Origin of the sequence: Streptomyces sp. NPDC048275, from assembly GCF_040652275.1 — a bacterium.
Lineage (GTDB): Bacteria > Actinomycetota > Actinomycetes > Streptomycetales > Streptomycetaceae > Streptomyces.
In genome coordinates, this window is the sequence record NZ_JBEZLR010000026.1 from 71,938 (window position 1) to 90,100 (window position 18,163).

At 70.1% G+C, this 18,163-nt stretch carries 13 protein-coding genes and 2 pseudogenes; 5 read left to right on the forward strand and 10 right to left on the reverse strand.

Features of this window, described 5'->3' with window-relative positions:
- Window positions 1-158: 158 nt before the first annotated feature.
- Window positions 159-2,852: a GNAT family N-acetyltransferase gene (locus AB0D57_RS18065; RefSeq protein WP_362073086.1), complete on the reverse strand. Its 2,694-nt coding sequence runs from the start codon at window positions 2,850-2,852 to the stop codon at window positions 159-161.
- Window positions 2,853-3,070: 218 nt separating this feature from the next.
- Window positions 3,071-5,455, reverse strand: a complete 2,385-nt coding sequence (locus tag AB0D57_RS18070; RefSeq protein ID WP_362073089.1) for a phosphoketolase family protein — start codon at window positions 5,453-5,455, stop codon at window positions 3,071-3,073.
- A 34-nt stretch (window positions 5,456-5,489) separates the two neighbouring features.
- Between AB0D57_RS18070 and ppk2 the strand changes: the two genes are divergently transcribed.
- Window positions 5,490-6,293: a polyphosphate kinase 2 gene (ppk2, locus tag AB0D57_RS18075; protein WP_362073092.1), complete on the forward strand. Its 804-nt coding sequence runs from the start codon at window positions 5,490-5,492 to the stop codon at window positions 6,291-6,293.
- An 87-nt stretch (window positions 6,294-6,380) separates the two neighbouring features.
- Here the strand turns inward: ppk2 and AB0D57_RS18080 are convergent.
- The 5 genes and pseudogenes from AB0D57_RS18080 to AB0D57_RS18100 all read right to left on the reverse strand — a co-directional run.
- Window positions 6,381-6,668, reverse strand: a pseudogene (locus AB0D57_RS18080) (alcohol dehydrogenase catalytic domain-containing protein); the annotation flags it as partial.
- Between the two features lie 21 nt (window positions 6,669-6,689).
- Window positions 6,690-7,634 carry a universal stress protein gene (locus tag AB0D57_RS18085; RefSeq protein ID WP_362073095.1) on the reverse strand — a complete coding sequence of 315 codons (945 nt, stop codon included), beginning with the start codon at window positions 7,632-7,634 and terminating at the stop codon, window positions 6,690-6,692.
- A 663-nt stretch (window positions 7,635-8,297) separates the two neighbouring features.
- Window positions 8,298-9,086 (reverse strand): SDR family oxidoreductase, encoded by a 789-nt coding sequence (locus tag AB0D57_RS18090; protein ID WP_362073098.1) that lies wholly within the window; start codon window positions 9,084-9,086, stop codon window positions 8,298-8,300.
- Between the two features lie 175 nt (window positions 9,087-9,261).
- Window positions 9,262-10,332: an NAD(P)-dependent alcohol dehydrogenase gene (locus AB0D57_RS18095; protein ID WP_362073101.1), complete on the reverse strand. Its 1,071-nt coding sequence runs from the start codon at window positions 10,330-10,332 to the stop codon at window positions 9,262-9,264.
- Between the two features lie 31 nt (window positions 10,333-10,363).
- Window positions 10,364-10,798, reverse strand: coding sequence for an aldo/keto reductase (locus tag AB0D57_RS18100; protein ID WP_362073104.1), 435 nt, complete (start codon window positions 10,796-10,798; stop codon window positions 10,364-10,366).
- 228 nt (window positions 10,799-11,026) lie between these two features.
- Between AB0D57_RS18100 and AB0D57_RS18105 the strand changes: the two genes are divergently transcribed.
- The 3 genes and pseudogenes from AB0D57_RS18105 to AB0D57_RS18115 all read left to right on the forward strand — a co-directional run.
- A complete protein-coding gene (locus AB0D57_RS18105) occupies window positions 11,027-11,923 on the forward strand; it encodes a helix-turn-helix transcriptional regulator (RefSeq protein WP_362073108.1) in 897 nt (298 codons plus the stop codon).
- 56 nt (window positions 11,924-11,979) lie between these two features.
- Window positions 11,980-12,999 (forward strand): aldo/keto reductase, encoded by a 1,020-nt coding sequence (locus tag AB0D57_RS18110; RefSeq protein WP_362073111.1) that lies wholly within the window; start codon window positions 11,980-11,982, stop codon window positions 12,997-12,999.
- A gap of 169 nt (window positions 13,000-13,168) precedes the next feature.
- Window positions 13,169-13,381: pseudogene (locus AB0D57_RS18115) on the forward strand (LysR substrate-binding domain-containing protein); the annotation flags it as partial.
- Between the two features lie 365 nt (window positions 13,382-13,746).
- Here AB0D57_RS18115 and AB0D57_RS18120 read toward each other — a convergent pair.
- Both AB0D57_RS18120 and AB0D57_RS18125 read right to left on the reverse strand, forming a co-directional pair.
- A complete protein-coding gene (locus AB0D57_RS18120; RefSeq protein WP_362073114.1) occupies window positions 13,747-14,796 on the reverse strand; it encodes an NAD(P)-dependent alcohol dehydrogenase in 1,050 nt (349 codons plus the stop codon).
- A 17-nt stretch (window positions 14,797-14,813) separates the two neighbouring features.
- A complete protein-coding gene (locus AB0D57_RS18125) occupies window positions 14,814-16,226 on the reverse strand; it encodes an aldehyde dehydrogenase family protein (RefSeq protein ID WP_362073117.1) in 1,413 nt (470 codons plus the stop codon).
- 278 nt (window positions 16,227-16,504) lie between these two features.
- Here AB0D57_RS18125 and AB0D57_RS18130 point away from each other — a divergent pair, with 278 nt between their 5' ends.
- Complete coding sequence (locus AB0D57_RS18130; RefSeq protein WP_362073120.1) at window positions 16,505-17,389, forward strand: alpha/beta hydrolase; 885 nt, start codon at window positions 16,505-16,507, stop codon at window positions 17,387-17,389.
- Here the strand turns inward: AB0D57_RS18130 and AB0D57_RS18135 are convergent.
- Window positions 17,369-18,139, reverse strand: coding sequence for a helix-turn-helix domain-containing protein (locus AB0D57_RS18135; RefSeq protein ID WP_362073123.1), 771 nt, complete (start codon window positions 18,137-18,139; stop codon window positions 17,369-17,371). The genes AB0D57_RS18130 and AB0D57_RS18135 overlap by 21 nt on opposite strands.
- Window positions 18,140-18,163 lie beyond the last annotated feature (24 nt).

Here is an 18,163-nt window from a genome sequence, read left to right on the forward strand (position 1 = left end):
ACTGCCTGAGGCCCCGCCGACGCGGGCGACTCCGGCGGGTGACGATGCCGCTGAGACGGTCCTGACACCATCGCCGAGGCCGCCCGGATCATGGCGGAGCACTCTGTGGAGCGTCTGCCCGTGGATCCGACCTCGTTCTGCCTCATGCCTGTTCCTCCTCAGCGCAGTCGGCGCAGATACGGGTCCTGGGCGCGGCGCGGTAGCAGGCGGACGCATGCGTCGAGCACGGTGACGGCGGCCGGTGTCGCGAGGACGGGATTGAAGTCGACTTCGGCGACCTGCGGCAGATCGCCCGCCATGCGGGACAGGCGCAGCAGGAGCTGTTCGAGGCCTTCGAGATCGGCCGGCCTGCTTCCGTGTGCGCCGAACAGCAGTGGCGCGCAGCGCGGGGCGGCGATCAGGTCGTGGACGTCGTGGTCGGTCAGCGGGGCGAGGCGGGCGGCGTGGTCGGCCAGCACTTCGGTCGCGGTGCCTCCGAGACCGAAGAGCACGAGCGGGCCGAAGACTTCGTCCTGGACGACGCCCGCGAACAGTTCGGTGCCGCGCGCGGCCAGCGGCTGGATCACCACCGCGGTCATGAGTCCGGCGAATCGGGTCTCGAGGTCCCGGAAGGCGGCACGCACCTGGGCGTCTCCCTGAAGATCGAGGTGCACGGCGTGCTGTTCGCTCTTGTGGAGCAGTCCGGGCCAGTGGGCCTTCATGACCACGCGGCCGTCGGGGCCACGCAGCCGTTCGGCGGCGATGACGGCGTCGTCCTCGGTCTCGGCCCAGGCCCACGGCAGTTGCGGAAGGCCGTAGCAGGCGAGGAGTTCGGCGCAGGTGCGCGGGTCGAGCCAGCCGCCGTCCGGGTGGGCGGAGAGGTAGGTCTCGGCGACCGTGTGCGCCCGGGCCGTGTCGACCTCCGCGAGCTCCGGGACCGTGCCGGCCGGCCGGTTCAGCCAAGCGGCACGATGGGCTGCGCGCGCCAACGCCCGTGCCGCCGCGCCCGGTTCGGCGTACGACGGGACGGTGCCTCCTTCCCGCGCGGGCAGCAGCTTGACCGGCAGGTCCTGCTCGAGCCGGACGACGGTGACCGGCCGTTCCCGACGGCCGGGTCCGCCGGTGAGGGCCCGGACGAGGTCGTCGCCGGTTGCCGCGGCGACGGCGGTGGGGACGAGGACCAGCAGCAGGGCATCGACGCCCGGATACCGCAGGAGCCGCTCCGCACAGTCCCTGAGCTGCTCTTCCGACACGGCCGCGGTGGCGGCGACGGGGTTGCCCACAGCGGCGCCCTCGGGCAGCACGGCGAGCAGGTCGTCGATCAGTTCTGGGGGGAGGGCGGGCAGGGACAGTCCGGCCTCGGCACACGCGTCCGCCGCGAGGACGCCCGCACCGCCCGCGTTGGTGACGATCGCCACGCGGGTCCCGGCCGGGAGCGGCTGAGAGTGCAACAGGGCGGCGGATTCGAGGAGTTCACCCACCGAACGGGTGGCGGTGATGCCCGCCTGCGTGAACAGCGCCTGCCGGGTCATGGTCCGGGTCGCGGCGGCCGCGGTGTGCGAGGCGGCGGCACGGCGACCGGCCTCGGTACGGCCCGCTTCGACCGTCAGGACGGGCATACGGCGGGTCACGCGCCGGGCGGTACGGGAGAACGCCCGCGGGTTGCCGAAGGACTCCAGGTGCAGCAGGGCCAGGTCGGTACGGCCGTCGCTCTCCCACCACTGAAGCATGTCGTTGCCGCTGACGTCGTACTTGTCTCCGAGGGACGCGAAGGACGAGACGCCGATGCCGAGCCGGGACAGCCCGTCGAGCAGGGCGATGCCGACGCCGCCGGACTGCACGGCGACGCCCGCCGTGCCGGGGCGCGGGTGGTCGGCGGCGAAAGTGGCGTCGAGTCGGAGCTTGGGGGCGGTGTTGGAGATGCCGAGGCAGTTGGGGCCGACCAGCCGCATGCCATAGGTGCGGCATGCCGACAGGAGCGCTTCCGCCTGGTCGCTGTCGAGCCCGGCCGACACCACGAGCAGGGCTCGTACACCGGCCTTGCCGCACTCCTCGGCCGTGGCGGGCAGGGCCTCGGCCGGTATCGCGAGGACCGCGAGATCGGGCACCTTGGGCAGTGCCCCGACCGACGGGTACGACGGCACGCCGAGGATCGACGAGACGTGGGGGTTCACCGCGAAGAGCCGCCGGGTGAAACCGCCCTCGTGCAGATGGTGCAAGAGGGCCCGCCCCACCGATCCCGGCCTGCGCCCGGCACCGACCACCGCGATCGCGTCGGGGCGCAGCAGCGGTTCCAAGCTTGCGACATCGGCGGCCCGGCCACGCGCTTCGACGGCCGACAGGTAGGTGTCGTCCTCGTCGAGCGCGATGGTGCAGCGCACCTCCGGGCCCTCGAATCGGCGTGCGGCGCGCAGGCCCAGGTCGGTGAAGAGCCTGAGCACTTCGTAGTTCTCGCTGAGCGCGTCGGCCGTGAACGTGGTGATGCCGTCCGCGCGGGCGGCGGAGACGAGGTGTTCGACGAGGAGCGTGCCCACGCCTCGGTGGTGCAGCCCGTCGGCCACGGCGATCGACATCTCGGCGGTGTCCGTGTCGTCGTCGGTCTCGTACTCGGCCAGGCCGATCACCCGGCCCCGTGTCTCGGCGAGCAGCGCCCGGTAGTCCGGGCGCGGTGGCGCCGTGGCCCGGTCGGCGGCCAGGTCTGCCGAGCGGCGGCTCGCGGCGAAGAAACGCCGCCGGAGGTTCTCCGGTGACATCTTCTCGTAGAACCCTCGCAGTTGCTCACGGTCACCGGGCCGCACGGAGCGTACGCACACGGTGGTGCCGTCCGCGAGCAGGGCGTGCGCGGTGAGGCGGTCGCGGTCGTCGTCCGTCATCTCGGCCTCCTCGAAACCTCTCGACCCTTCGAGCATCCGGCGATCCGCGGGCCCGCCCCATGGGCTGGTCGGGTGCGCCGTATGGGCCGATCGACCCCTGTCTCGCGGTCCGGTACACGGCGGACGGTGGACGCCCTGGACTCGCGCACGCATCGAAGGACGAACTGCCATGAACCAGCTGTCGTCATGGCGTTGAACTCCTGTGCCGGGTAAGGGTTTCAGCCGGTCCAGGTCCAGTCGGCCACCTCGGGCAGGTCGGTGCCGTGTTCGCGGATCCAGGTGTGGTGGCGGGTGCGGGTGTCGGCCATCCGCTGGCGTACGACGGCGGCGCGGACGCCGAGGCCGGGGACACGGTCGATGACGTCCATGACCAGGCGGTAGCGGTCCAGGTCGTTGCGGACGACCATGTCGAAGGGGGTCGTCGTGGTGCCCATCTCCTTGTAGCCGCGGACGTGGAGGTTGGCGTGGCCGGTGCGTCGGTAGGCGAGGCGGTGGATCAGCCAGGGGTAGCCGTGATAGGCGAAGACGACCGGCTTGTCGGGGGTGAACAGTCCGTCGTACTCGAAGTCGCGCATCCCATGCGGGTGTTCCTCATACGGCAGCAGGCGGGTCATGTCCACGACGTTCACCACACGGACGGCCAGCTCGGGCAGATGGCGGCGCAGCAGATCGGACGCGGCCAGGACTTCCTGAGTCGGGACGTCTCCCGCGCAGGCAAGGACGACGTCCAGTTCGCGGTCCGGGCCCGCGGAGCCCGCCCAGTCCCAGATTCCGGCGCCCCGGGCGCAGTGGGCACGGGCCTGGTCCAGGGAGAGCCAGTCGAAGCAGGGCTGTTTGCCGGCGACCACGACATTCACGTAGTCACGGCTGCGCAGGACGTGATCCGCCACGGACAGAAGGGTGTTGGCGTCCGGCGGCAGATAGACCCGTACGACCTCCGGGCTCTTGTTGAGGACGTGGTCGACGAACCCCGGGTCCTGGTGGGAGAAGCCGTTGTGGTCCTGGCGCCACACGTGCGAGGTGAGAAGGTAGTTGAGCGAGGCGATAGGGGCGCGCCAGGCCAACTCCCGTGATGTCCTGAGCCACTTGATGTGCTGGTTGACCATCGAGTCGACGATGTGGACGAAGGCTTCGTAGCAGGAGAAGAGCCCGTGCCGCCCGGTGAGGAGATAGCCCTCCAGCCAGCCCTGGCAGAGGTGTTCGGACAGGATCTCCATGACCCGGCCGTGCCGGTCCAGGTGTTCGTCCACCGGAAGGGTCTGCGCCTGCCAGGCCTTGCCACTGGCTCCGAAGACAGCCTCCAGGCGGTTGGAGGCGGTCTCGTCGGGGCCCACCAGCCGGAAGTCGCGACGCCCCGACGTGTCCTGCATGATCTGCTCCAGGAGATCGCCCAGGACCCGGGTGGGTTCGTGCAGGGTCACGCCCGGCTTGTCGACCGGCACCGCGAAGCGCTCGAGGAACGGAATGGGCAGGTCACGTACGAGCAGGCCGCCGTTGGCGTGCCGGGTGGCGCCGAGTCGCCTGGAGCCGTCGGGAACGCACGCAAGGACGTCGGCGACAGGCCGCCCCTCGGCGTCGAAGAGCTCCTCGGGGCGGTACGAGCGCAGCCAGGTCTCCAACTGCCGCAGATGGTCCGGATTTTCGCGGACACCGGCCAGCGGGACCTGGTGGGCGCGCCACGTTCCCTCGACGGGCTCCCCGTCGACCTCCGCGGGGCCGGTCCAGCCCTTGGGGGTCCGCAGCACGATCATGGGCCAGTGCGCCCGTTCGGTCACGCCGTCCTCGCGGGCCGAGGCCTGCAGGAGCGCGATGCGGTCCAGCGCCTCGTCGAACGCCTGGGCCATGGCCCGGTGAACCTGGTGCGGATCGTCGCCGGTGACGTGGATCGGCTCGTGGCCGTACCCCCGCAGCAGCTCGTCGAGTTCCGGCTCCGGCAGGCGGGCGAGCACCGTCGGGTTGGCGATCTTGTAGCCGTTGAGGTGCAGGATCGGCAGGACGGCGCCGTCGTGCACCGGGTCGAGGAACTTGTTGGAGTGCCAGGACGCGGCGAGCGGCCCGGTCTCCGCCTCGCCGTCGCCGATCACGCAGGCGACCAGGAGGTCCGGGTTGTCGAAGGCGGCACCGTAGGCATGCGCCAGCGAGTAGCCCAGCTCACCGCCCTCGTGGATCGAGCCGGGCGTCTCGGGTGCCACATGGCTGGGCACTCCGCCGGGGAAGGAGAACTGCCGGAACAGCTTGTCCATGCCCGCCGCGTCGCGCGACACGTCCGGATAGGTCTCGCTGTAGCTGCCCTCCAGCCAGGAGTTGGCGAGGACGGCGGGCCCGCCGTGGCCGGGGCCCCATACGCAGAGCGCGTCCAGATCGCGGGTCTTGATGACACGGTTGAGGTGCGTGTGGACGAGGTTGAGGCCGGGTGAGGTGCCCCAGTGGCCGAGCAGCCGCGGCTTGATGTGCGCGGGGGTCAGGGGCTCGGTGAGGAGCGAGTTGGCCAGGAGATAGATCTGGCCCACGGCCAGGTAGTTGGCTGCCCGCCAGTGGGCGTCCAGGGTGCGCAGTTCGTCGTCGGTCAGTACGGTGCTGTCCTGGTGTTCGACCTTGGGCATGGTGACTCCGTAGTCATCGGGCGGAGGAGGCGGCATGGCCGACAAGAAGACGGCGACTTTGCCGCGCGCGGCGTACGAGCGGGAGCTGCTGCGTCTGCAGACGGAGCTGGTGAAGCTTCAGGAATGGGTACGGTCCGAGGGCGCCCGGCTCGTGGTGGTCTTCGAGGGACGGGACGCTGCGGGCAAGGGCGGCACGATCAAACGGGTCTCGGAACACCTCAACCCGCGGATCGCCCGGACGGCGGCGCTGCCCAAGCCGACCGAGCGCGAGCGCACTCAGTGGTACTTCCAGCGGTACGTCGAGCATCTGCCGGCCGCCGGGGAGATCGTGCTGTTCGACCGCAGCTGGTACAACCGCGCCGGGGTCGAGCATGTGATGGGCTTCTGCACCAAGGAGGAGCACCAGCTCTTCCTGCGCCAGTGCCCGATCTTCGAGCGCATGCTGGTCGAGGAGGGCATCCTGCTGCGCAAGTACTGGTTCTCGGTGAGCGACGCGGAGCAGCAGAAGCGGTTCCGGCGGCGGCTGAAGGACCCGACTCGCCGCTGGAAACTCTCCGCGATGGACCTGGAGTCGATCACCCGTTGGGAGGCGTACTCCCGGGCGAAGGACGAGATGCTGGTGCACACCGACATCTCCGAGGCGCCCTGGTACATCGTCGAGAGCGACGACAAGCGCCGCGCGCGACTGAACATGATCGCGCACCTGCTCGGCTCCGTTCCGTACCAGGAGGTGTCGCCGCCCGTTCTGAAGCTGCCGCCGAGACCGCCGCCGACCGGCTACGTGCGCCCGCCGCGCGATCTGCAGACGTACGTCCCCGATCACGCGGCCGGCCTCTGAGCCGCTCATGCCCATTGCGGTACGACGGCGACGGGGCGGGCACAGTGGTGCAGGACCGCGTGCACGACCCGGCCGAGCTGAAGTACGGCAGTGCTCGCGCCGTCCGCAGGCCTTGCCCGGCCAGGGCACCGCGACGCGCCGCCCCAGTGCGAGGTGCGTGACCCCGTCACCCAGGGCCTCGACGAGGCCGACGCGCTCCTGGCCGGGCACGTACGGCGGGTTCGGCTTGACCGGCCGGTCGCCGTGCGCGGCGTGGATGTCGGTGCGGCACAGCCCGGAGGCCTCCGTCCGGATGCGGACCTGGCCGGGGCCGGGCTCGGGGCGGTCCTCGATGACCAGGGGCTCGCCGAAGGCTCGTACGACTGCTGCCTTCATGGGAGGTGTCTCCTCGGGTGATCAGTCGTGCGGGACGACGGCGACGGGGGCCGCGGCGTGGTGCAGTACGGCATGGGTGACGGGCCCGATGTGCGCACCCAGCGGCGAACGGCGGATACGGCGGCCCACGACGACCAGGGAGGCCTCGCGGGAGGCGTCCACCAGGTGGTTGGCCGCCTTGCCGGACAGCGAGTCCTCGACGACATCCACCACGGGGAACTTCTGCCGCCACGGCCGCAGCGCCTCGCTCACGGCGGCGGCTTGCTCCGCGGCGATGTGGGCGTTCATTTCGAGGTCCGGGGGCATGCCGTACGCGATGCACGGCGGCTCGTTCGAGCCGTGGACGACCCGCAGGGAGGTTCCCCGCAGGAGAGCCGACTCGAAGGCGAAGCCGATCACGGTGTCGTCCGGGTCTGCGGCGTCGAGGCCCAGCACGACGGGCCGGAAGGGGGCCGAGGCGGAGGGGATGCCGGCCGGGTCCATCGTGTGCTCGTCGGCGGCCTGCTCCTCGGCCCGTACGAGGACGACGGGGCGCTCGGCATGTGCCACGACGGCCAGGCTGACGGAGCCCACCACGAAACCGCCCACTCCGCTCAGGCCTCGGGAGCCGAGAACCAACAGCTCGGCGTCCTTCGCGGCGTCGGCCAGCGCCTCTGCGGGCCGCCCCGAGACTTGCTCCATGACCACTTCGACCCCTGGGTGGCGCATCCGGATTCCGTCGGCCTCTTCGCTGGGAGCCCTCCCCCAGCCTTCGGCCGGGGGTACCCCCATCTCGCCTCGCTCACTCCAGTGCTGCTGCGTCTCGGCGCCGAGGAGCGGGGCCTGAGCCATGGGCGCCGGTACTGGCTCCCAGACGTGGACGACCTTCAGCGGCAGTCCGCGGAGCTTCGCCTCTCGGGCCGCCCATTCGGCGGCGGCCCGGCTCTCGGGCGTGCCGTCGAGACCTACGGTGACGGTGCGGGGCATGGTCTCCACCTCCTGGATCGGGGGGTCCGATTCCAGCGTCGTGTCGTGGAGGTTCGTGGTGCAGGGGCCGCAGGTCCTCTGCAGGGACCGATCGGCCCTATGGACCGCAGCCGGCGCGGGGGAACCCTGTCTGGGTGCCGCCCTGCCGTACGTGGTCAGCGCAGCCGGTCGTTGTTTCGGACGAACGGCAGCTTGGCCCAGAGCTTCCCGACGTGTGGTGATCCCTTCGGGAATCGGAGGCGGTCGGACCGGTGTCCGACAGCGCTCACTCCGGTGACGCTGGGCGATCCGTTGCCGGATTCCGAAGGCCCTCGGTCGTGGGGCTGAACGACCCTCTCCACAGGGCCTGTTGGGCATTCCGTCCAGGCGCGTCCGTGACGCGGTGACGGAGGTGGCGGCCCACCGTGCCCGGAACAATCACACCGCAGGCGCTTACAACCGCCTCACGTGCCCGAGCCGTAGGCAAGGCCGACCACCGAGACGACTCACCCAGACCCAAGAGCGTCGTCACAACCTTCATCTCCTCCCGGTCCGTCCGGCTGGGGACCTAGTGGCAGGGAGGCCGGGCCGTTGTGCGGGAGCGGCCCGCCGGTGTGGTGTGGGCCTGAAGGCGGGCCGGCCGCGCGGCCGGCCCACCGGGTATGTGGCGGCCTCGGGCCGTCGTCAGGATGTGGTGCGTGTCCGGGCGTCGAGGTCGTCGCGGACCCGCTGCGGCTCGGCGTCGAGCGGCATGTTGGCCTCGTCCCGGACCGCGTCCAGGTGGCCGGGGGTGTCCGGGGCCAGCGCCGCGAACAGCGGTGCCAGGTCGCCGGGCGCACCGCCCTGCTGGGCCACCAACTCGAAGGTGCGGCCGGCCGCCTCGGGAGCGGTGAGGGCCGCCACCAGCACCCGTGCGATCTGGGCACGGGCGACCACGCCGTCGGCGGGGCTGCCGGAACGGCGGCGGTCGCCTTGGAGGAACACCAAGCGCTGCTCGTCGGGTCCGTTCATGTCGAACCAGCCCGGCCGCACGATGGTGTACGTGAGGCCGCTGGCCCGCACGAGCCGTTCCGAGCGGCGCTTCCACTCCAGCAAGTGGCCGTACGCGCTGCCTCGGCCGGTGACGCCGATGGAGGTCATCAGCGCCACGCGGGGCCGCTGTCCGTCCAGGGCGGTCAGGACGTTGCGTACGCCCGCGTAGTCGACCGTCTCCGGTGAGGAGTCGCCTGTGCCGAAGGAGCCGAGGGTCAGCACGATCGCGTCGGCCCCGGCCACCGCCTCGGGCAGGGTTTCGGGTCGTGTGACGTCGCCGACGACGAGTTCGGCGTCGGTGGGAAGCACCTGGGCGCCCTTCGCGTGGTCACGCACGAGGGCCCGGACGGTGTGCCCGCGAGCGATCGCCTCGGCTACGACGAGCCGTCCGATGCTGCCGGTGGCGCCGACCACCAGCACGGTCAGGGATTGTGTTGCCATGTTCATTTCCTTGCAAGGGGATGGGCGTGACGGGCGCCCCTGCCGTCGGTCTCACTCGAGCGTCGCGATCGCGCGTTCTGTGCGTCGGTTCACGCTGCGGATGGCGTCGCCGCAGGTCATTCAGGTAGGCGGGCAAATGCCACCGCCCGCGTACGGCGGCCACGTGGGCGGCGCGTCATGCCTCCTTCGGTTCGGCGAAGGACGCGCCGTCGACCACGAACCGGTAGCGGACGTCGGAGGCGAGGATCCGCTTGTAGGCGGTGTTGATGTCCTGCGCGCCGATCAGTTCGATGTCGGCGCTCACGCCGTGCTCGGCCGCGAAGTCGAGCATCTCCTGGGTCTCGGCGATGCCGCCGAACAGCGATCCCACGTAGGACCGGCCGTTCTGGCACAGGGTGAAGACGTCCATCGGCATCGGCTCGGTCGTCACGCCGACGTTCACCATGGTGCCGTGCAGACGCAACATCCCGAGGTAGTCGGCGAGAGATACGGCTGCGCTGACGGTGTTGAGGATGATGTCGAAGGTGCCGGCCAGCTCGGTGAACGCCGAGCCGTCGCCGGTCACGGCGTAGTGGTCGGCGCCGAGGGCCGTGGCGGCTTCGCGCTTGCTGCCGGACTGGGACAGGACGGTCACGTCGGCGCCCATGGCCTTGGCCATCTTCACGCCGAGGTGGCCCAGGCCGCCGAGGCCGACGACCGCGACCCTGGTGCCCGGCCGGGCACCGAACCGCTTGAGCGGGGAGTAGACGGTGATGCCGGCGCACAGCAGCGGAGCGGCGGCGGCCGGGTCGAGGCTCTCCGGTACGCGGAGTACGAAGTCTTCGGGGGCGACGATCGCCTCGGAGTAGCCGCCCTGGGTGTGGGCGCCGGGCTCGGCGGGGTCGGGGTTGCCGAAAACCAGGGTGTGGCCGTTGAGGCAGTACTGCTCCTGGCCTGCCTGACAGTTCTCGCACTCGCGGCAGGAGTTGACCATGCAGCCGATGCCGACCAGATCGCCGACCTGGTGGCGGATGACCTCGGGGCCGATCTCGGTGACCCGGCCGACGATCTCGTGGCCGGGAACGAGCGGGCTGACGGGCAGCGGGCCGAACGCGCCGCCGACGAAGTTGATGTCGGAGTGGCAGATGCCGCAGAACAGGATGTCGAGCCTGACGTCGTGCGGCCCGACATCACGGCGCTCGATGGTGACGGGAGCGAGCGGCTCGCCGGCTTCGTGGGCGCCGAACGCGTTGACGGTGGTGGGCATGGTGGTTCCTTCAGGTGTTTGAAAGGGGGTTTCAGGCTTCGGGGATGGCGCGCCCGTAGGCGGCGAGGGTGACGCTCGTAGGCTCGGGGCCGCCTCGCCGGCCGGTCTCCAGGCCGTCGAGGGCCTTCAGCTCGTCCGCGGTGAGGGCGAAGTCGAAGACGTCGATGTTCTCGGCGATGCGGTGGCGCTTGGTCGACTTGGGGATCACCGAACGGCCGTGCTGGATGCCCCAGCGCAGCAGCACCTGGGCGGGGCTCTTGCCGTGCGTCTCTGCGATCGCGGTGACCACCGGGTCTTCCAGGACGCTGCGGCGGTGCTCGCCGTATCCCGGGTAGAAGGTGATGCCGCCGATGGGGGACCACGCCTGGTTGAGGATGTGGTACTGGTCGTCGAAGTCGAGGACGGCACGCTGCTGGAAGTAGGGGTGGATCTCCAGCTGGTTGACGGCGGGGACGACTGCGCCCACGGTGGTGTCCTTCGTTGTCGCTTCAGGGTGAGGGACCGGTTTTTGACCCCGGCCCCTCGGTTCCCTTCAAGAAAACCCCGCGTGGGCGCATGGGTGGGAGTCACTGACCTTCCAGGTACTGCCAGTACCTCGCAGGTCCTCGCGGACCGGCCTACGGTGAAGTTCGAGGCGGGACCGTCCGCCCGGGATGCGATCACCGGCGGCGGAGCAATTTCAGGGATCGGGACGATGGCAGACAGAGACAAGAAGAGCGTGGCCGCCGAGGTCCGCGAGTTCCTGAGCACCCGGCGTGCCCGGATCACCCCCGAGCAGGCCGGACTGCCGGTCTACGGCGGCAACCGTCGCGTTGCGGGCCTGCGCCGGGAGGAGGTCGCGCTGCTCGCGGGTATGAGCGTCGACTACTACGTCCGCCTCGAGCGCGGGAACCTCTCCGGCGCCTCGGATTCGGTACTGGAATCCCTCGCGCACGCACTGCAGCTGGACGAGGCCGAACGCACCCACCTCTACGACCTGGCCCGGGCGGCGACACCCTCGGGCCGGCGCCCCGCGGTGACCGCGTCCCGGGTGCGGCCCACGATCCTGCGCCTGCTCGACTCGATGACCGACGTTCCGGCGTACGTGCGCAACTCGCGCTTCGACATCGTGGCCGCGAATACGCTGGGCCGTGCACTGTACGCACCCCTCTTCGACTCGCCGCTGTTCGCCCAGCGCGGGCCGGTCAACGCCGCCCGCTTCATGTTCCTGGACCCCGCGAGCAAGGACTTCTGGGTCGACTGGGACAAGGGGGCCGACGACGCGGTCGCGTTCCTGCGCATCGAGACGGGCCGGGCGCCCCACGACAAGGCGCTGACCGATCTGATCGGGGAGCTGACGACCAAGAGCGGCGACTTCGCCCGCCGGTGGGCCCGCCACGACGTGAAGTTCCACCGCTCCGGAGTGAAGAACCTGCGCCACCCGCTGGTCGGCGATCTCGCACTGCCCTACGAGGCGATGGAGTTGCCGGCCGATCCCGGCCTTCGCCTCAACTTCTACACACCCGAACCGGACTCCCCGGCGAGGGAGGCCCTGAGCCTCCTCGCCAGTTGGGCGAGCACCGGGACCGTCGTCCGGACCGCGAACGACTGATGACAACTGACGACGACTGAGCACATCAACTGAGCACATCCAAGGAGAACCACTTCATGCACTACCGACCGCTCGGCCGCACCGGCGTCCAGGTCAGCCCGCTCTGCCTGGGCGCGATGATGTTCGGCCCCTGGGGCAACGAGGACGAGGCCGACTCGATCCGGATCATCCACCGTGCCCTGGACGCGGGCATCAACTTCGTCGACACCGCGGACGTGTACTCCGCCGGCGTCTCGGAGGAGATCGTCGGCAAGGCCCTCAAGGGCCGCCGCGAGGACGTGTTCCTGGCGACCAAGTTCTTCATGCCGATGGACCAGGACGACCCCAACCAGCGGGGCGGCTCACGCCGCTGGATCATTCGCGAGGTCGAGAACTCCCTGCGCCGGCTCGACACCGATCACATCGACCTCTACCAGGTCCACCGCCCCAGCCCCGACACGGACGTCGCCGAGACCCTCGGCGCCCTCTCCGACCTCGTACACCAGGGCAAGATCCGCTACATCGGCTCCTCGTCCTACTCCGGCTCCCAGATCGTCGAGGCCCAGTGGGCCTCGCGGGAGCGCCACCTGGAGCGGTTCGTGACCGAGCAGCCGCCGTACTCGATCCTGGTCCGCGGCATCGAGGAGGACGTGCTGCCCACCGTGCGCCGCCACGGCATGGGCACCCTCACCTACAGCCCGCTCTCCGGCGGCTGGCTGTCGGGCCGCTACCGCAAGAACGCCACCGAGGGCCCCGCCTCCGCGGCACGCCCCCAGGCCCGCTTCGACATGAGCACCCCCGCCAACCAGCGGAAGCTCGACGCCGTCGAACAGCTCGCGCTCCTGGCGGAGAAGGCGGGTCTCACACTGATCGAGCTGGCCGTCGCCTTCGTCATCAACCACCCCGGCGTCACCGCGGCGATCGTCGGACCGCGGACCATGGACCAGTTGGAGGCGTTCCTGCCCGCCGCCGACGTCACGCTGTCGTCCGACGTGCTCGACGCCATCGACGAGATCGTCGCGCCCGGCGTTACGGTCAACCCGGTCGACAACAGCTACGGCGACTTCGAACTGCGCGCCGACCAGCGACGCCGCTGACGCGTCCCGGACTGGCCGGTCACGCCAGCCGGCCGCACCGACTTCACGCAACCACGGGAGGCGCACTCCGGCGTCCTGGCGCACCGGCCGGCGGCAATACGGACAGCTCCTCCGGTCCTGCCCCGTACCTCGGCCGACGTCTCACCGCTGCCATGGATCCGCAGACTCTGACCCGCGGGTCGAACGACGGTTCCTCGGGCTGGACGACATGGTCGTCGTCCTGCCCGTCGGTCATCCGCAGGCCGGGCGCGGCCCGGTGCACATTCAGACGCTTGCCGACCAGAGCTGGGTCGAGGACAACGACGGCTCGGCGGCGCTCCTGCGCCAGCACGCCGCCCGCGCCGGAGTCAGCGCTCGCATCGATCTCACCACGGCTGATCTGGGTCAGGCTCATCCAGCAGTTCTACGCCGCCGGACTGTCCAGCCGAGCCATCCGCGAGGTGCTGCCGTGTGCCGACGCGCGCAAGGCGAACGCATGGGTGGGCGCACACGACCAATGCCTTAGGGCCTGTCCGGCGGATCATGCCGCAGACGCGGGGTCTGGCACGCCCATCTGCGGCGTTGTCGTCGGTTGCCGACGCTCCGCGTCGACGCCCTCCTCCGCCTTGCAGCTCGACGCACCAGACCCCGCTCACCAGCGTTTATAGGGCGCCGCCGATTTCCTGCGACTTGATCCGCCGGACAGGCCCTAGTCGCCGGACGGATGGTGACAGCCTTGATCCCACACCCGTCTGAGCTCGACCGTGGTCAGCCGAGCGCCATCGTGCTGATGTCGATCACGAACCGGTACCGGACATCACCGGCCGCGAGCCGGTCGAAGGCAGCGTCGATCTCGTCGGCTCGGATGACCTCGACTTCGGCGGCGATCTCGTGCTCGGCGCAGAAGTCGAGCATCTCCTGTGTCTCCTGGATGCCGCCGACCAGCGTGCCCGCCAGCGATCGCCGGTTGTACAGCAGGGAGAAGACGTCGACGCTGATCGGCTTCTTCGGCACTCCGAGGTTGACGAACGTGCCGTCGAGCGTGAGCAGTTCGAGAAAGGCCTCGTAGTCGAGGTTGGCCGGCGCGGTCGAGACGATCAGGTCGAAGGCCCCCGCAAGATCGGTGAACGTCGCGGGGTCGGTGGTGACGCGGTAGTCGCGGGCACCGCGCCGCAGGGCGTCGTCGCGCTTGTCCGGAGTCAGGTCCAGAACGGTGGGGGGTGCGCCCAGTGCCGCCGCAATGGGCACTCCTACGTGTCCGAGGCCGCCGAAGCCGACGATCGCGACGCGCTTGTCCGGGCCTGCCTTCCAGTGACGCAACGGCGAGTACGTCGTGATCCCGGCGCAGAGCAGCGGTGCGGCGGTGTGCAGCGGGAGGGAGTCGGGGATGCGGACCGCGTAGGCCTCGTCGACGACGATCTTCTCGCTGTAGCCGCCCAGAGTGGGTTGTCCGTCGCGGCCGGTGTCGTTGTAGGTCCTCACGTGTCCGGAGCGGCAGTACGGCTCCAGGCCGGCCCGGCAGTAGTCGCACTCCCGGCAGGAGTCGACCATGCAGCCGACTCCCACCCGGTCTCCGACCGAGAACCTGGTCACCTCGGTCCCCGCGGCCGACACCACGCCGGCGATCTCGTGTCCGGGAACCAGCGGGTAGGTGGTCGTCCCGAACTCGCTGCGGGCTCGGCTGACGTCGGTGTGGCAGACACCGCAGTAGGCGATGTCGATGAGGATGTCCGTCGGACCGACGTCGCGCCGGTCGATCGCGGTGGCTTTGAACGGCTCGCCGGGGCCGGCCGTGGAGCGTGCGTTGACGGTGATCATGGCTCTCCTGGTCCTCGTCAGCCGATGGACTTGTACTCGAGGAACTCCTCGATGCCGTACCGCCCGAATTCCCGCCCGATGCCCGACAGTTTGAAACCGCCGTGCGGGGCGCGCTGGTTGACCGGCGATCCGTTGATGCGGATGCGGCCGACGCGCAGCTTGCGCGCAAGGACCCTCGCCCGGTCCGGGTCGCCGGCCCAGATCGCGCCGGCGAGTCCGTACTGCGTGTCGTTGGCGATGTCGAAGGCCTCCTCTTCGTTGTCGAAGGGGATGATCACGACGACGGGGCCGAAGATCTCCTCCCGCGCGATCCGCGAGGTGTTGTCGCCGGAGAAGACCGTCGGCCGCACGAAGTAGCCGCGCTCCAGGCCCTCGGGCGCCTCCGGTCCGCCGGTGAGCAGGCGCACGCCCTCCGCGAGACCGGAGCGGATGTAGTCGCGCACACGCTGCTGCTGGGTGGCGTTGGCGACGGGGCCGAGGGTGGTCGCCGGGTCGTACGGGTCGCCGAGTACGTAGCTCTCGGCCTTGCGCACGGCCAGTTCCTCCGCCTCGGCGAGGCGGGAGCGCGGAACGAGCATGCGGGACAGGCCGCCGCAGACCTGGCCGGAGTTGCGGAACGCGTCCTCGATGCCCACGTTCACGGCCTGCTCGAGGTCGGCGTCATCGAGGATGACGTTGGCCGACTTGCCGCCGAGTTCCAGGGCGACCTTCTTGACGGACTGGGAGGCCAGTTCCATGACCCGGCGGCCGGCGCGTACGGAGCCGGTGAGGGAGACCATGTCGACCAGCGGGTGGGTCACCAGGGCCTCGCCTATGTCCGGACCGGTGCCGGAGACGAGGTTGAAGACCCCGTCAGGCAGGCCGGCCTCGGCGACGATCTCGGCGAAGATGAACGAACTGAGCGGCGCCACCTCCGTGCCCTTGAGCACGACCGTGCACCCGGCGGCGATCGCCGCCCCGGCCTTCATGCAGACCATGCGCATCGGCCCGTTCCACGGGGTGATCGCACCGACCACACCCGCCGCCTCACGGGCCACGACGGTGTGACCGACCTGCTCCTCCCACACGATGCCGGGCAGGCTCTCCGCGATGCTCCGGAGGTCCTCGACCGCCGCGGTTCCCTGCGACTCCTGCGCGATCTTCGCGGGCTGACCGATCTCACTGACGACGGCCCGCGTGATCTCCTCACTGCGCGCCTCGGTCAACCGGGCAAGCTTGTGGAGCATTTCGACCCGCTCATCGACCGATGTCTGCGACCACGCGGGGAAGGCGTCCGCCGCGGCCCGTACAGCCAGGTCCACGTCCTCGACCGAGCCGGCCGGGATCGTCGCCACGGTCTCCTCCGTGACCGGACTGGTCACCGAAATGACGCCATCGACCGAGGAAGCCACCCACTTGCCATTGATGAAGATCTGGTCGCGTTCGATCACCGGACACACTCCTGTCTTTTCGACCTGCGTCAGAGCGGCCCGGTCAGGCCGGGCACAGGAACCGCGGGCTGCACGCGATGGATGACGAGCCGTCCGTCATCGGGCTTCGGGCTGTGCCGGACGCCAAGAAGGCAGCTCTCGTCCGGCAGTTCGTGACGTCGGGTGCCGTCCCTGACACCCGTCGAGCAATTTCGTATATGCGAACTCGATGTCGCTATTTCGACTCAATGCAAGCTACGCTTGGCCGCCGACAGTGTCAACGGCCCAAGGGAGAGCCCGTGACGGAGACAGGCTGCGCCCCGCGCGAACAGGTCATATTCGAAGGTGTCCACGGCATCGACCTTGCCGCCGACCGCTGGGAACCCGACGATCCGCAGGGCACGGTGTTGCTGCTGCACGGGGGCGGCCAGACGCGGCACTCCTGGGCGCGTACGGCACGCCGTCTGGCCGCGCAGGGGTGGAGAGCCATCACGTTGGATGCCCGGGGCCACGGTGACAGTGGATGGTCCCCGACAGGCGTGTACACCCTGGACGACATGGTCGGGGATCTCCTGCAGGCGGTGGAAGCGCTCCACGAACCGCCCGTGGTGATCGGTGCGTCGATGGGGGGCCGGACCGCCCTGGTCACCGCGGGCGAGTATCCCGGCACTCTCGCGGGTCTCGTTCTCGTGGACATCGCTCCCCGGCTGGACCCGGCCGGACAGGCCCGGGTTCGCGCCTTCATGCGGGGCGCCCCGGACGGGTTCTCCTCGCTGGAGGAGATCGCGGAGGCAGTCCGCTCCTACAACCCGCGCCGCCGACTGACGTCGAGCCTGGACGGGCTGAAGAAGGACGTCCGGCTACGCGAGGACGGACGTTGGTACTGGCACTGGGACCCGGAGTTCCTGAGCTTCACGGCCGATCCGGCGAACACCTCTGCGCAGAGGATGATCCGGGCCGCCCGCCGGATCACCGCGCCCACGCTGCTCGTTCGCGGCCGTCATTCCGACATGGTCACCGCCGAAGCCGCCGCCGAGCTGCTCGGTCTCATCCGCGCTGCGCGCCTGGTCGAGGTCCCCGCGGGTCACATGATCGCGGGTGACGACAACGACGTCTTCACCCGAGAGGTCCACGAGTTCCTGAACCTCACGGTCGATCGGCGGTCAGATCGGTTCCCTCGCTGAAACGGTCTGGCGCGACCAGGAGTCCACGTGCTTGAGGAGTACCTTGCGCAGCTTGGCCTCACGGGGCCTCATCTCGGCGGCCTGGCCGATGAGGATGGCCGCCGCGACACTGTCGCCGGCCTGGTTGCGCACGACAGCGGCGAGTGCGAGCTGTGCCCCGTGATGGCGAAGGTTCGTCGCGACGCGGCTCTTGTTGATGTCGGCGAACTCGGCGAGGAAATCGGAGACGAGTTCGGGGCTCCCCGACTGCTGCCGGCGCAGGTAGGCCTCCCGGTCAGCGTCCGGGCGCGCCACCAGCAGCGCCTTGCCGCCCGCCGTCGACAGGAGCGTGCGGCGGATGTTGCTGCGTGCCGCGAATCCGGTCAGGGCGTCCGTACCCGACTCCCCGATGTAGATCAGGTGGTCGCCGGCCTCGACTCCGAGAAAGACGGTCAGGCCCGTCGCCTTGTGCAGCGCGTCGAGGTCCGTCTGTGTCACCTGCCCGGCGCGGATATGTCCGCTGGCCAGGGTGAGGCCGTACACGGCGGGGCCGAGATAGAAGCGGCGGTTGTCCTCGTACAGCCACCCCTTGGCCTGCAGACCCCGGATGAAGCCGTGCACCGAACTCTTCGGGGCGCCCAGCGCCCGGGCGATCTCGGCGAAGCCGATGCCCGGGTGGTAGACGACCTCTTCGAGGATCTGGGTCACCCGGTCAACGGTCCGGTGGTTCTTCGGGCCGCTGTCGTCGGAATCTGAAGACGTGTCCGTCACAGCGCCCAATGTATCGGAACCCGA